At 71.3% G+C, this 12869-nt stretch carries 15 protein-coding genes and 2 riboswitches; of the genes, 5 read left to right on the plus strand and 10 right to left on the minus strand.

Annotation, left to right across the window (positions count from 1 at the left end; all coding sequences use genetic code 11):
* The first annotated feature begins 22 nt into the window (after positions 1 to 22).
* Positions 23 to 136: riboswitch (SAM riboswitch) on the plus strand.
* A 35-nt stretch (positions 137 to 171) separates the two neighbouring features.
* Complete coding sequence (locus tag ASF21_RS12685; RefSeq protein ID WP_055771838.1) at positions 172 to 783, plus strand: AmiS/UreI family transporter; 612 nt, start codon at positions 172 to 174, stop codon at positions 781 to 783.
* A 62-nt stretch (positions 784 to 845) separates the two neighbouring features.
* Positions 846 to 2087: an acyl-CoA dehydrogenase family protein gene (locus tag ASF21_RS12690; protein ID WP_055771841.1), complete on the plus strand. Its 1242-nt coding sequence runs from the start codon at positions 846 to 848 to the stop codon at positions 2085 to 2087.
* 137 nt (positions 2088 to 2224) lie between these two features.
* On the opposite strand, the gene ASF21_RS17075 is transcribed toward ASF21_RS12690, so the two are convergent.
* The 5 genes from ASF21_RS17075 to ASF21_RS12715 all read right to left on the minus strand — a co-directional run bounded on the left by ASF21_RS17075 (position 2225) and on the right by ASF21_RS12715 (position 6394).
* The gene (locus tag ASF21_RS17075) at positions 2225 to 2425 is read right to left on the minus strand and encodes a hypothetical protein (RefSeq protein WP_055771844.1); all 201 of its coding nucleotides are present in this window, start codon (positions 2423 to 2425) and stop codon (positions 2225 to 2227) included.
* A gap of 225 nt (positions 2426 to 2650) precedes the next feature.
* The gene (gene pgsA / locus ASF21_RS12700) at positions 2651 to 3271 is read right to left on the minus strand and encodes a phosphatidylinositol phosphate synthase (RefSeq protein ID WP_055772325.1); all 621 of its coding nucleotides are present in this window, start codon (positions 3269 to 3271) and stop codon (positions 2651 to 2653) included.
* Complete coding sequence (locus ASF21_RS12705; RefSeq protein WP_055771847.1) at positions 3271 to 3906, minus strand: HIT family protein; 636 nt, start codon at positions 3904 to 3906, stop codon at positions 3271 to 3273. Before ASF21_RS12705 ends, pgsA begins: the two co-directional genes overlap by 1 nt.
* Positions 3906 to 5918, minus strand: coding sequence for a threonine--tRNA ligase (thrS, locus tag ASF21_RS12710; RefSeq protein WP_055771851.1), 2013 nt, complete (start codon positions 5916 to 5918; stop codon positions 3906 to 3908). Before thrS ends, ASF21_RS12705 begins: the two co-directional genes overlap by 1 nt.
* A gap of 173 nt (positions 5919 to 6091) precedes the next feature.
* The gene (locus ASF21_RS12715) at positions 6092 to 6394 is read right to left on the minus strand and encodes a chorismate mutase (protein ID WP_082471544.1); all 303 of its coding nucleotides are present in this window, start codon (positions 6392 to 6394) and stop codon (positions 6092 to 6094) included.
* A gap of 163 nt (positions 6395 to 6557) precedes the next feature.
* Between ASF21_RS12715 and ASF21_RS12720 the strand changes: the two genes are divergently transcribed.
* The 3 genes from ASF21_RS12720 (at position 6558) to ASF21_RS12730 (ending at position 8639) form a co-directional block, all read left to right on the plus strand.
* Positions 6558 to 6815: a mycoredoxin gene (locus ASF21_RS12720; RefSeq protein ID WP_055771854.1), complete on the plus strand. Its 258-nt coding sequence runs from the start codon at positions 6558 to 6560 to the stop codon at positions 6813 to 6815.
* A gap of 109 nt (positions 6816 to 6924) precedes the next feature.
* A complete protein-coding gene (locus tag ASF21_RS12725) occupies positions 6925 to 8010 on the plus strand; it encodes an S-(hydroxymethyl)mycothiol dehydrogenase (RefSeq protein WP_055771856.1) in 1086 nt (361 codons plus the stop codon).
* Positions 8010 to 8639 (plus strand): MBL fold metallo-hydrolase, encoded by a 630-nt coding sequence (locus ASF21_RS12730; RefSeq protein ID WP_055771859.1) that lies wholly within the window; start codon positions 8010 to 8012, stop codon positions 8637 to 8639. The genes ASF21_RS12725 and ASF21_RS12730 overlap by 1 nt, the downstream gene beginning before the upstream one ends.
* Positions 8640 to 8725: 86 nt before the next feature.
* Here the strand turns inward: ASF21_RS12730 and ASF21_RS12735 are convergent, their stop codons facing one another.
* The 5 genes from ASF21_RS12735 to ASF21_RS12755 form a co-directional block, all read right to left on the minus strand.
* Entirely contained in the window at positions 8726 to 9355 is a 630-nt protein-coding gene (locus ASF21_RS12735; RefSeq protein ID WP_414826632.1) for a biotin/lipoate A/B protein ligase family protein, read from the minus strand.
* Between the two features lie 269 nt (positions 9356 to 9624).
* Positions 9625 to 10311, minus strand: a complete 687-nt coding sequence (thiE, locus tag ASF21_RS12740; RefSeq protein ID WP_055771862.1) for a thiamine phosphate synthase — start codon at positions 10309 to 10311, stop codon at positions 9625 to 9627.
* Entirely contained in the window at positions 10311 to 11156 is an 846-nt protein-coding gene (thiM, locus tag ASF21_RS12745; protein WP_055771865.1) for a hydroxyethylthiazole kinase, read from the minus strand. Before thiM ends, thiE begins: the two co-directional genes overlap by 1 nt.
* A 42-nt stretch (positions 11157 to 11198) precedes the next feature.
* A riboswitch (TPP riboswitch) is annotated at positions 11199 to 11297 on the minus strand.
* Between the two features lie 38 nt (positions 11298 to 11335).
* On the minus strand, positions 11336 to 12367 hold the full coding sequence (locus ASF21_RS12750) for an aldo/keto reductase (RefSeq protein WP_055771868.1): 1032 nt from the start codon (positions 12365 to 12367) through the stop codon (positions 11336 to 11338).
* A 119-nt stretch (positions 12368 to 12486) separates the two neighbouring features.
* A complete protein-coding gene (locus ASF21_RS12755) occupies positions 12487 to 12771 on the minus strand; it encodes a DUF427 domain-containing protein (RefSeq protein ID WP_055771870.1) in 285 nt (94 codons plus the stop codon).
* Positions 12772 to 12869 lie beyond the last annotated feature (98 nt).

Consider the following 12869-nt stretch of genomic DNA (forward strand, 5'->3'; position numbering starts at 1 on the left):
GACGGCCTAGCCTCGGAGGACAGATCAAGAGTTCCGACGCGAAGCCCTGGCTCGTCGGACGGCAACCCCCTCCGTGGCGGGGTGCCCCAGGTGACGATCAGGCCCCGCGCAGCCCGCGTCGGGGCAAGCACGGCGCGCACCCCTGGTCCGCGTCCTGACGACGGGACACCCATGTCGTACATCTGCCTCCTGCTCTCCGGGGCCGCCCTGCTGATCAACGGCGTCTCCCTGCTCGGCCGCGTGACCCCGCGCGACGCCGGTTTCTTCAACATCGCGATCGGCCTGCTGCAACTGGTCGTGGCGCTGCTCGTCGCCTCGTCCGATCCCGGCGCCGCCGGATCGGCGGCCGGGATCGTCCTGTTCGGCCTGACCTACCTGTACGTGGGGCTGGGCTCGGTCGCAGGCCTCGGATCGGCCGGCGTCGGCTGGTTCTGCGGCTTCGTCGCCGTGCTCGCCCTCGTCCTCGCCGGCACGGCAGCCCGCGAGGACCCTGTGAGCTCGGTGCTCTGGATCAGCTGGGCCGCGCTCTGGACCCTGTTCTTCCTGCTCCTCGCCCGCGGCGCGGAGCGCCTCACGCGGGTCACCGGCTGGAGCGCGATCCTCGTGGGCACAATCAGCACCGTGGTCCCCGCGCTGCTCGGCCTCAACGGCGCCTGGCCGGGCGGGACGACGGCCGTCATCGCGACGGCCGTGGTCCTCGGTGCCCTCTTCGCGGTCGCCGTCACCCTCGGCGGCCGGCCCGTACCGGTCATCGCCGCGCAGCCGGTCGCCGTCGACGCCTGACAACCGCTCTACACCCCTCCCGCGCCCTGTCCGCCCTGCATCCCTTCATCGAAAGGTCCGTCATGACCACCATCACGAACATCACCCGCACTGCCGATGCCGACTACGAGCTCCTCGCCGCCCGCTTCCGCCCGCTCTTCGCCAGGATCGCCGACGGAGCCTCGCGGCGGGACCGTGAGCACGAACTCCCCCGCGCCGAGATCCGTGCCCTGATCGACGCGGGCTTCGGCGCCCTCCGGGTCCCCGTAGCCGCCGGCGGTTTCGGCGCCTCCCTACCCCAGCTGTTCCGGCTGCTCACCGAGCTCGCCGCGGCCGACCCGAACATCCCGCAGGCCCTGCGTGGCCACTTCGCCTTCGTGGAGGACCGGCTGGTCTCCTCGGGCCCGCACCGCGAGACGTGGCTCAGGCGGTTCGTCGACGGCGAGACGGTCGGGAACTCCTGGACCGAGGTGGGCGGCGTCACGATCGGCGACGTGATCACCAAGGTCAGTCCCGATCCGGACTCCGGGGGGTTCCTCGTCAGCGGCACCAAGTACTACTCCACAGGCAGCATCTTCGCCGACTGGATCGACACCTTCGCCCAGCGCACCGACAACGGCGTCAAGGTGATCGCCGTCGTCAGTGCCCACCAGCCGGGGGTCACGCACGCCGACGACTGGGACGGCTTCGGCCAGCAGACCACCGGCTCCGGGACGTCGACGTTCGACGCAGCACGCGTCGACGCCGAGAACGTCATCGACTTCGATACCCGGTTCGCCTACCAGACCGCGTTCTACCAGGCGGTGCTGCTTGCGGTCCTTGCCGGGACCATCAAGGGCGCGGAGCACGACGTCGCCCGCGAGGTCCGGACCAGGACGCGGATCTTCAGCCACGGGAATGCTCCATCCTTCGCGGCCGATCCCCAGATCCTGCAGGTCGTCGGGGAGGTGTCCGCGGCCGCGTATGCGGCGGAGGCGACGGTCGAGCGTGCCGCGCGGGCGCTGCAGCACGCCTACGAGGGCGCGTTCCTCGATGACGAGGCCGAGGACGAGCGGCGCAACGACGTCGCCGAGCTAGAGACCGCGAAGGCCCAGGTGATCCTGTCCGCCCTCGCCACGCGGGCTACGTCCGACGTCTTCGGCGCCCTCGCGGCCTCGGGCGTGAGCACGGCGAAGAACCTCGACCGCCACTGGCGCAACGCGCGCACCGCCGCCAACCACAACCCCTGGGTCTTCAAGGCCAGGATCGTCGGTGACCATTCGGTCAACGGCGCCGTACCACCGCGGATCTGGTCCATCGGGTCCGCGCCGGCGCCGGGCGCCTGATGCCGAGGGACTGCGGCGCGTCCGTCGCGTCCGTCGCGTCCGTCGCGTCCGTCGCGTCCGTCGCGTCCGTCGCGTCCGTCGCGTCCGTCACGTCCGTCACCGTCACGCGGCAACGCAGGGAGTGACTCACGGCGGGGTCACTGCAGCACGGCGGCGTCCCTGCGCTCGAGCTCGTCCAGGACGCGGTCGACCGCCTCGTCGGGCCAGGGCGGGCACCGGCGGCTCCCGGCGCCGGGCCCGGTGCGGTGGTCACGGGCAGTGCCGCCGGCCTGCAGGAGGAGGAGATCGCCCTGCGAGACGATGTGCAGGTCCGCGGGCAGGAATCCGAGGGGTGACATGACGCCGTCCTTCCGTCGTGGAGCATCGGTGCCCCTTAGACGGTCCGGGCGCACGGTACTCATCGGTGCCGGACGGACGGGACGCATCGGTGCCGGGCGCAAGGGACGACGGTGGCACCAGGACCCGGCCGCTGGACCACCCGTGCGCACAACCGTGCACGGGTGCGGGGACGCTCAGCTGCTCACCGGCCCGGCCACGCGCTGCGTGGGCCCGTCGGCGTGGGGTCAGGAGGGCGACGCCGCCTCGAGCGACTGCCTCCGCACGGCGCGGACACGCTGGTACACCGTGACGAGGCTCGCCAGCGCCAGGATCACGAGGACGGTGAACAGGACGACCTCCGGCAACCCGAGGCCCGTCAGCCCGGTGACCACGAGGACCGACACGAGCCGCTCGGCCCGCTCCGCCACCCCGACGTTGGCCGTGAAGCCCAGGGACTCCGCCTTGGCCCGCGCGTAGGACACGAGCATGCCGAGCACGAGGCAGGCGAGGGCGGCGACGGCGATGGCGGGATTCTGTCCGCCGGTGAAGAACCAGATGGCGACCGCCGTGAACAGCGCGCCGTCGGCGATGCGGTCGAGCGTCGAGTCGAGGAAGCTGCCCCAGGAGCCGCCGTGCCCCTTCAGGCGTGCCATGATCCCATCGATGACATCGGAGAAGACGAAGAGCGTGATGACCACGGTCCCCCAGAACAGCTGTCCGAGGGGGTAGAACACCAGCGCACCGCCTGCCACCCCGATGGTGCCGGCGATGGTGACGGCGTCAGGCGTCACACCCCAGCGCAGCAGCAACCGCGCCAGCGGGGTGAACAGCCGGGTGAAGAAGCCCCGGGCGTACCTGTTGAGCATCAGGAGCCCGGTTCCGGCGGGGCGGCGTCGTCCCCACGCGAGGGCCATGCCTCGGCGACCTGCGCCCGGACCTCGCCGAGGGTCTGGGTGATGGCCTTGGTCTGCGCGATGATCGGCAGGAAGTTGCCGTCCCCACCCCATCGCGGCACCACGTGCTGGTGGAGGTGGGCGGCGATCCCGGCCCCGCCGGTCGCCCCCTGGTTCATCCCGAGATTGAAGCCTGTCGGGTGGGAGACGCGGCGCAGCACGCGCATGGCGGTCTGGGTCAGGGCTGCCACCTCGGCCGTCTCCGCCTCGTCGATGTCCGTGTAGTCGGGCACGTGCCGGTACGGGACCACGAGCAGGTGACCGGCGTTGTAGGGGAACAGGTTGAGCAGGACGAACGCGTGGGTCCCGCGGTGCACGATCAGCGACTCCTCGTCGCTGAGCCGGGGGGCACGGCAGAAGGGACACCTCTCCTCGGAGCCGACCTGGTCCTGGCCGCCCTTCACGTACGCGAGGCGGTGCGGGGTCCACAGGCGCTGGAAGGCGTCCGGCACACCCGCCAGCTCGAAGCCGTCGGTCACCGCGGCATCACCCGGGTACCCCTGTGCGGCGCCCTCCACGGGCCTGTCCACTCCGTCCGCCCCCGCCATCAGACGGTCGCCTCCCGGCTGCGGACCGCCTCCACGATCCGCCGGACGGCCTCCTCCACGGGCACCTGGTTGTCCTGGCTGCCGTCCCGGAACCGGAAGGACACGGCGTTCGCCTCCTGGTCCTCGCCGCCCGCGATGAGCACGAAGGGCACCTTCTCCTTGCTCGCCGTCCGGATCTTCTTCGGGAAGCGGTCCGAGCCGGCGTCCACCTGGGCGCGGATCCCTTGGGACTTGAGCTTGTCGACGACGTCGTACAGGTACTCGTTGAACGCCTCGGCCACGGGGACGGCCAGCACCTGCACAGGCGCGAGCCAGGCCGGGAAGGCGCCCGCGTAGTGCTCGGTGAGGACTCCCATGAAGCGTTCGATCGAGCCGAAGAGAGCCCGGTGGATCATCACGGGCCGCTGGCGCGAACCGTCCGCCGCCTGGTACTCGAGCTCGAACCGGTCGGGCAGGTTGAAGTCCAGCTGGATCGTGGACATCTGCCACGTCCGTCCGATCGCGTCCCGGGCCTGCACGGAGATCTTCGGCCCGTAGAACGCCGCTCCCCCGGGATCGGGCACGAGCTCGAGGCCCGATGCCTCGGCGACCTCGGCGAGGGTCCGCGTGGCTTCGTCCCAGATCTCGTCCGATCCGACGGACTTCTCCGGGTTGCGGGTGGAGAGTTCGAGGTAGAAGTCCTCGAGGCCGTAGTCCTTGAGCAGGCCGAGCACGAAGGTGAGCGTCCCGGTGAGCTCGTCCTTCATCTGCTCGCGCGTGCAGTAGATGTGCGCGTCGTCCTGGGTCATGCCGCGCACGCGCGTCAGGCCGTGGACGACGCCCGACTTCTCGTACCGGTACACGGAGCCGAATTCGAACAGGCGCAGCGGCAGTTCGCGGTAGGAGCGTCCACGGGACCGGAAGATCAGGTTGTGCATGGGGCAGTTCATCGGCTTGAGGTAGTAGTCCTGCCCGGGCTTGCGCACCGTGCCGTCCTCGTTGAGCTCCTCGTCGACGTGCATCGCGGGGAACATGCCGTCGCGGTACCAGTCGAGGTGGCCCGAGACCTCGTAGAGGTGGCCCTTGGTGATGTGCGGTGTGTAGACGAACTCGTACCCGGCGTCGGTGTGGCGCCGGCGGGAGTAGTCCTCCATCTCCTTGCGGATGATGCCGCCCTTGGGATGGAACACCGGGAGCCCGGAACCCAGCTCGTCCGGGAAGGAGAAGAGATCGAGTTCCGTGCCGAGGCGCCGGTGGTCGCGGCGCTCCGCCTCGGCCAGGCGTTCCTGATACGCCTTGAGCGCGTCCTTCGTGGGCCAGGCCGTGCCGTAGATGCGCTGCAGTTGCTTGTTCTTCTCGCTCCCGCGCCAGTAGGCGGCGGCCGAGCGGGTCAGCGCATAGGCGTTGGAGATGAGCTTGGTGTTGGGCAGGTGCGGCCCGCGGCAGAGGTCCTGCCAGATCACGTCCCCGGACTTGCGGTCCACGTTGTCGTAGATGGTCAGTTCGCCGGCGCCCACCTCCACGGAGGCGCCGTCCTCCTCGGTGGCACCGCCCTTGAGGCCGATGAGCTCGAGCTTGTACGGCTCGTCCTTCATGGCCTCACGGGCCTCGTCCTCGGACACCACGCGGCGGACGAAGCGCTGGTTGGCGTTGACGATCTTGAGCATCATCTTCTCGAGCTGCTTCAGCTCGTCCGGCGTGAAGGGCTCCTCGACGTCGAAATCGAAGTAGAAACCGTCCGTGATGTAGGGGCCGATCCCCAGCTTCGCGCCCGGGCGCAGCTGCTGCACGGCCTGGGCCATGACATGCGCGGCGGAGTGGCGGAGCACCTCGAGCCCGGCCGGGTCCTCCAGCGTGACACCGTCGACGGTCGCACCGTCCGGCAGAACCTGGTCGAGGTCGCGCAGCTCCCCGTCGATGCGCATGACGACGACGTCGCGCCGCTCGGAGAACAGCTCGGTGCCGGTGGTACCCGTGGTCGCCTGCTTCTCTTCGCCGTCGACGATGAGTTTCAGGGGCTGCGGCGCTGACACGGGAGGTCTCCTCGGTGCTGGGTGGAAAATAGTCGCCCGAACGGGCACGGCGGCACCCGGTAGGGCACGGGACCGCCGTCCTGATCGTATCGGCTGGGCGGACGGCCGACCAACACGCTCATTGCAGGGAGCCGGCGGGAGCCACAGGAAACCGGCGGAGGTCCGACGGGGAGTCAGCCCTCGCGCCGCACCTTCAGCTCCAGGTCGATGAACGCCGAGATCATCGCGCGGTACGTGTGCTCGACGACCGTGGGGTCCACCCCGAGCCTGGCCGCGTAGCCCCGGACGTTCGTGATCACCTGCTCCACCCGCGCCAGCGCGCGCACGGAGGCGTCGTCCTGCTTCAGGGCACCTGCACGCCGCACCAGGCGCTCGCGCCGTGAGATGAGGGAGACGAGCTGCTCGTCCACCTCGTTGATGGCCACGCGGACCGCCGCCAGCTGCATCGCGTTCTGCTCTTCGTTCGCTCCGGGCATGCCGTGAGCCTACCGTCGCCCCGGTCGGCGCGCGCCAGGGGCGGCGGGTCGGTCGTGGAATGCCCGCCCCACCACGCGCGTTGAGGAGGGTGCGGGCGGGAATGCCGACCGCTGACCGATCAGAGCACGTGCGGGAGAACCGCACGCAGATTCGAGGAGCACCGTGGACTACACGCCCGACGCCGGAACCATCACCATGTTCTCCACCTCGTGGTGCGGGTACTGCCGACGCCTGAAGTCGCAGCTGGACGCCCAGGGCATCGGCTACACGGAGGTCAACATCGAGGAGGTCGAGGGCACCGCCGAGCTCGTGGCGTCCCTCAACGGCGGCAACCAGACCGTCCCCACCGTGATCTTCCCGGACGGCAGCACGGCCACCAACCCGTCCGTCGCCGATGTGAGGACGCGCCTCTCCGTCTAGCCCGGACCCGGCGCCGTCCTCGTCCGCCGTCCCCCTATGCTGGGGAACGGCGGACCGGCAGGACGCGGTCCGACCGCCAGCAGGTACCCAGCGGAAGGACAGCGAGACCATGGTGCACAGAGTTCAGGGAGTCGTGGTGCGGGCGAAGGACGCCCCCGCCACCATCGAGACCATCCTGGTGCCGGACCCGGGTCCCGGCGAGGCCCTCGTCGACATCCTCACGTGCGGCGTCTGCCACACCGACCTGCACTACAAGCAGGGCGGCATCAACGACGACTTCCCCTTCCTGCTGGGACACGAGGCCACCGGCGTCGTGAGCGCCGTGGGTGACGACGTCACGCAGGTGGCGCCCGGTGATCGCGTGATCCTGAACTGGCGCGCCGTCTGCGGCGAGTGCCGGGCGTGCCGCCGCGGCGAGCCGCAATACTGCTTCGACACGCACAACGCCACCCAGAAGATGACCCTCGAGGACGGCACCGAGCTCACGGCCGCCCTGGGCATCGGTGCATTCGCCGAGAAGACGCTGGTCGCAGCCGGGCAGTGCACCAAGGTGGACCCGGCGGCCGACGCCGCCGCCGTCGGCCTCCTGGGCTGCGGCATCATGGCGGGCATCGGTGCGGCCATCAACACGGGCAATGTGTCCCTCGGCGATTCCGTCGCCGTGATCGGCTGCGGCGGGGTGGGCATCGCCGCCGTCGCCGGTTCGAAGCTCGCCGGCGCCACCACGATCATCGCCGTCGACATCGACGACCGGAAGCTGGAGCTCGCCAAGGGCCTCGGTGCCACCCACACGGTCAATTCGAAGGACGAGGACCCCGTGGAAGCCGTCCGCGCCCTCACCGGGGGCAACGGTGCCGACGTCGTGATCGATGCCGTCGGGCGCCCCGAGACGTACAAGCAGGCGTTCTACGCCCGCGACCTCGCCGGTACCGTGGTGCTCGTCGGCGTGCCGACGCCCGAGATGACCCTCGAACTCCCGCTGCTGGACGTCTTCGGCCGCGGCGGGTCGCTGAAGTCCTCCTGGTACGGGGACTGCCTGCCCAGCCGCGACTTCCCGATGCTCGTGAACCACTACCTGCAGGGCACCCTCGACCTCGAGGCCTTCGTCACCGAGCGCATCTCCCTCGACCAGGTCGAGGAGGCCTTCGAGAAGATGCACGACGGTGCGGTGCTGCGCTCGGTGGTGGAACTCTGATGGTCGCGCGGATCGAGCACCTCGTCACCTCGGGCACGTTCTCGCTCGACGGCGGCACGTGGGACGTCGACAACAACGTCTGGATCGTCGGTGACGACGACGAGTGCGTCATCATCGACGCGCCGCACGACGCCGCGGCGATCGTGGAGCAGGTGAACGGTCGCACCGTGCGGGCCATCCTCCTGACCCACGCGCATGACGACCACATCCGCGCCGTCGGGGACCTCTTCGACGCCGTCCGTGCACCCATCCACCTGCACGAGGCCGACCGCGAACTGTGGGACATGGTGTTCCCGGAGCTGAGTCCGGACCAGTGGATCGGCGACGGCGACAGGATCGAGGTCGCCGGCGTCGTCCTCACCGCGCTGCACACGCCCGGCCACTCCCCCGGCTCCACCTGCTTCTACCTCGAGGAGGCCGGCACGGTCTTCACCGGCGACACGCTCTTCCAGGGCGGGCCCGGTGCCACCGGACGGTCCTTCAGCGACTTCCCGACGATCATCGAGTCGATCCGGACGCGCCTGCTGACGCTGCCCGCGGACACGATCGCCCGCACGGGTCACGGCGACATCACGACGATCGGCGACGAGGCCCCGCACCTCGAGGAATGGATCGCGCGCGGGCACTGACCCCGGAGCTGCAGCACCACGGTCCGCCGGCGTCCCGTCCCTCCTCCCGGAGGGGCGGGACGCCCTGTTTCCGGACGAGCTGCCGGTCAGGCGGGGTCCAGGCGGACGACGGCGGCATAGGCCGTGAGCAGCGCCTGCTCGACGTCGTCGACGGCGAGTCCCGGAGCCAGGTCCTCGGCCCCGCCCGCCGTCGAGGGCAGCCAGTCCAGGCCCAGTGCCGCGTACACGTCCGAGAGGACCGCACGCAGCGGCGTGGCGTCCTCCACCACCACGACGGACGAGAACAGCCAGGCGCCGGAGATCACACGCTGGGCCGTGCCCACGAGTTTGACCGCGGGGACGCCGTCTCGGCGGCCGTGCACACTGAACTCCCCCGGGCAGTACTCGCCCTTGACCTCCCCCACGTGCGCGTCGACGCCGACGCGGGCGAGCACCGCCGCGAAGAATGCGCCGAAGGCTGCGAAGCGCGCCCGCGTACCGGCGACGCCGTCGGCCGCCGGCTCGAGGTGGTCCACCACCAGGCATCCGCCATGGTAGGCCGCGGCCCGGCCCCCCGCCCGCCGGACGAGGGGCGTGAATCCGCGGTCCTCGGCGGCACGGCCCGCGGCGGCGAACCCGGGGAGGCGGGCGTCCCGCTGGCCGAAGGCGACGGTAGGGCTGGGCCGGTAGAGGCGCAGCGTCGGCGGGCGGGTCCCCGAGGCGACCTCGCGCAGCATGGCGATGCCCCGATCGAGGTCGGCAGCGGCGCGCGGCCCGCCCCCCACGGCCGCGTCCTCCACCGGGGAGTCGCCTGCATCGGCGGGACCTCCCTCGACGACGACGGCGAGCGCGTCGGCGCCGTTCCACAAAGTGCTCATCCCTTCATCGTAGGCACCGGTGGCCGGTGCGGGGTCCGCGACCGGCCACCGCGGGCGACGTCGTGCCTGCTGCACCGAGCGCCGATCGCCGGCCGGGAAACCCGTCCCGCCGACCGGTCGCGCAGGGATCAGCTCCTTCCGTCCTGCCACGCCCCGAGCAGGTCGCGTGCGGTCGCCGACGGGTCCGCGGCCGTGCACAGGGCGGAGACGACGGCGATCCCCGCGGCCCCGGCACGGCGCAGCGGAGCCGCGTCGTCCGCCGTGATGCCGCCGATCGCGACGCAGGGCAGTGGAGCAGCCGCCACCAGGCCCGCGAACCCGTCGACACCGAGGGGCGCCGGGTGATCGGGCTTGGTGCTGGTGGCATGCACCGCGCCCACACCCAGGTAGTCGACCGTGCCCGCCGGGAGCTCCGACACCGCCTCGAACTGCCCGGGCGTCGCCGCGCTCAGTCCGACGACGGCGTCCGGTCCGGCCATGGCCCGCACCACGCCGGCAGGAAGATCCGACTGCCCCACGTGGACGCCGTGCACCCGGGCACCCCCGGCGAGGGCAGCGAGGTAGACGTCCACCCGGTCGTCGACCAGCACGGGCACCCGGCCGTCCACCGCGGCGGCCACGGCCACCAGCAGGTCCAGGAGATCGCGGACGCCCGCTCGCTTGTCCCGGACCTGCACGCAGGTCACCCCGCCCCCGACGGCGAGGGCGACGACGTCGGGCACCGACCGTGGCGAGCAGAGCACGGTGTCCGTGACGAGGTAGAGGGGCAGGTACGACGCCGGCGACGGCCGGGCGCTCCCGTCCTGGACGGGCATCAGGAGCCTGCCTGCAGGGTCAGCCTGCGCCGGACGTCGTCCGGGGTGATGGCTGAGAGCGCGTCGAGGAACTGTGCCCCGAAGGTGCCCGGCCCCGACGCGACGGCTGCGGCGTGTTCTGCGGCGATCGTGTACGCGCCGGTCGCGGCGACCGCCGCGAGGAGCGGATCCTCGGTGAGGGCGGCGAAGGCGGCCATGACGGCCCCCAGCGCGCACCCGCCCCCGGTGACCTGCGTGAGGAGGGGCGTCCCGTTGGCCACGCCGACGACGGCACCCGACGGCGCGACGATCATGTCCACGGCGCCCGACACGGCGACGACCGACCCGTGGCGGGAGGCCAGGAGCCGCGCGGCGTCGAGCGCGGCGGCCGGCTCGTCGAGGGAGTCGACGCCGCGGCCGCCAGCGCCCGCACCTGCGAGCGCGATGATCTCCGAGGCGTTGCCCCGGATGATCCCGGGGCGGAGGGCGACGAGCTCCGCGGCGGTCTGCGTGCGGACGGTGAGGAAGCCGACCGCGACGGGGTCGAGGACCCAGGGCGTCCCTGCCCCGTTCGCCGCGTCCGCCGCCTCCAGCATCGCCTCGCGCTGGGAACCGGTGGGGGTGCCGAGGTTGACGAGCACAGCCGAGGCGACGGGGGCGAACTGCCGGGCCTCGCCCGGGATGTCCACCATGGCGGGAGCCGCTCCGAGGGCGAGGAGCACGTTGGCGGTGACGTTCGTGACGACGGCGTTGGTGATGCACTGCACGAGCGGCACGGCGTCGCGGAGGGCCGCGAGCAGCAGCGCACAGTCCTCGGCGGTGACGGGGCCGACGGCCTGGGTGGGGTTCTCCTGGACCTGGTGCACGGTGGCGACCTCTCGCGATGGGGCGGCAGGACGCACGGGGCCGAGGGCCCGGCAGGACATCCCTTCGCCAGTATGAGCTGGATCAGGTTCGACGGGTCTCTTCTCAGCCCCTCCCTTGGAGGGACACCCCGTGTCACTGCTCGAAACGATAGCCCGTCAGGCGGACGGAGCCAACCGGGTCAGCGGCCCCCGCCGATCACGCGGCTGCGCTGCTCGATGCCCGGGCCGCCATAGGGGTAGTCGCTGAAGGTCGGGGCGCTGACGTCGTCGAGCCGGGAGAGTTCCGCCGCGGTGAGCTCGAGGTCGGCGGAGGCGAGGTTGTCGGCCAGTTGCTCCCGGGTGCGCGCGCCGAGGATCACGGAGGTGACGCCGGCCTGCGCGGCCACCCAGGCGAGGGCGACGTGGGAGGCGTTCACGCCACGCTCGCCGGCGATGCCCGTCACGGTGTCGATGATGCGCCACGTGCGGTCCTGCGCGTTGCGCTTCTCCCAGGCCTCCATCCCGCGCTGCGGGTTCTCGCCGAGCCGGGTCTCCCCGGTGGGCTCCGTGTCCCGGCTGTACTTGCCGGTGAGCCAGCCGCCGCCCAGCGGGGACCAGGGCAGCATGCCCATGCCGGCGTCGAGCACCGCGGGGGCGATCTCCGCCTCGATCTCGCGGACCAGCAGCGAGTACTGCGGCTGCAGGGTGACCGGCAGGCAGTACCCGCGCTGCCGGGCGATCATCACGGCCTTGGTGAGCTGCCAGCCGGTGTAGTTGGAGAACCCGTAGTAGCTGATCTTGCCCTGCGCCACGGCGTGGTCGAGGAAGCCGAGGGTCTCCTCGAGCGGGGTCAGCGGATCCCACGAGTGCACCTGGTAGAGGTCGATGTGCTCCACGCCCAGGCGCGCGAGGGAGGCATCGAGCGCCTGGCGGAGGTGACGCCGGGACAGTCCCAGGTCGTTGGCGTCATCGCCCATGGGGAAGCGGCCCTTCGACGCGAGGACCATGCGTCCGCTCTCGGCCGGGTTCTTCGCGATCCAGCGGCCGATGATCTCCTCGGAGGCCCCGGCGGTGTAGACGTCGGCGGTGTCGATCAGGTTGCCGCCCGCCGCCGCGTAGTCCGAGAGGATGGCGTGCGACGTCGCCTCGTCCGATTCCGCGCCGAAGGTCATCGTTCCGAGGGCCAGGTGCGAGACCGAGGTGCCGCTGTTGCCGAGTGTCCGGTTCTCCATGGTGCTCCTTCATCCTGCGCCGTGCGGCGCCGTCGTCCGTTCGGGTGGTGCCGTGCCGGCCGCTTCGGCCCGCACGCGCGAAGGGCGCCGTCGAACGACGGCGCCCTTCGCTCACGTGGTCACGCGCTGACCGTGACGCCCTTCCAGAAAGCGTAGTAACCGCGGATGTTCTCCGCCGCTTCTTTCGGCTCCGGGTAGCTCCAGGCGGCATCCTTGTTCTGCTCGCCGTCGACCTCCAGGCTGAAGTAGCTCGCGGTCCCCTTCCACGGGCACACCGTCTGCGTCCGTGTCGGGACGAAGAACTGCTCCGCGATGGAGTTCGGCGGGAAGTAGTGGTTCCCCTCGACCATCACGGTGTCCGCGGACTCGGCGATGACCTGATCGTTCCACAGTGCTTTCGGCATGGTTCCTCTTCCTCGACGTCCCACGGGCGCGTGGGCGCGGTGACCGCCCGGGCGTGGAGCACGCCGCAGGCTTCCGTGCCTCGTGCAACCATGGCCGG

Source organism: Arthrobacter sp. Leaf234, from assembly GCF_001422665.1.
Taxonomy (GTDB): Bacteria; Actinomycetota; Actinomycetes; order Actinomycetales; family Micrococcaceae; genus Arthrobacter_D.

Excerpts from the sequence above, each read along its gene's own strand:
- ASF21_RS12685 (WP_055771838.1), top strand. The coding sequence starts at position 172 with ATGTCGTACATCTGCCTCCTGCTCTCCGGGGCCGCCCTGCTGATCAAC.
- ASF21_RS12690 (WP_055771841.1), top strand. The coding sequence starts at position 846 with ATGACCACCATCACGAACATCACCCGCACTGCCGATGCCGACTACGAG.
- ASF21_RS17075 (WP_055771844.1), bottom strand. The coding sequence starts at position 2,425 with ATGTCACCCCTCGGATTCCTGCCCGCGGACCTGCACATCGTCTCGCAG.
- pgsA (WP_055772325.1), bottom strand. The coding sequence starts at position 3,271 with ATGCTCAACAGGTACGCCCGGGGCTTCTTCACCCGGCTGTTCACCCCG.
- ASF21_RS12705 (WP_055771847.1), bottom strand. The coding sequence starts at position 3,906 with ATGGCGGGGGCGGACGGAGTGGACAGGCCCGTGGAGGGCGCCGCACAG.
- ASF21_RS12715 (WP_082471544.1), bottom strand. The coding sequence starts at position 6,394 with ATGCCCGGAGCGAACGAAGAGCAGAACGCGATGCAGCTGGCGGCGGTC.
- ASF21_RS12725 (WP_055771856.1), top strand. The coding sequence starts at position 6,925 with ATGGTGCACAGAGTTCAGGGAGTCGTGGTGCGGGCGAAGGACGCCCCC.
- ASF21_RS12730 (WP_055771859.1), top strand. The coding sequence starts at position 8,010 with ATGGTCGCGCGGATCGAGCACCTCGTCACCTCGGGCACGTTCTCGCTC.
- ASF21_RS12735 (WP_414826632.1), bottom strand. The coding sequence starts at position 9,355 with ATGCTGCGCGAGGTCGCCTCGGGGACCCGCCCGCCGACGCTGCGCCTC.
- thiE (WP_055771862.1), bottom strand. The coding sequence starts at position 10,311 with ATGCCCGTCCAGGACGGGAGCGCCCGGCCGTCGCCGGCGTCGTACCTG.
- ASF21_RS12750 (WP_055771868.1), bottom strand. The coding sequence starts at position 12,367 with ATGGAGAACCGGACACTCGGCAACAGCGGCACCTCGGTCTCGCACCTG.
- ASF21_RS12755 (WP_055771870.1), bottom strand. The coding sequence starts at position 12,771 with ATGCCGAAAGCACTGTGGAACGATCAGGTCATCGCCGAGTCCGCGGAC.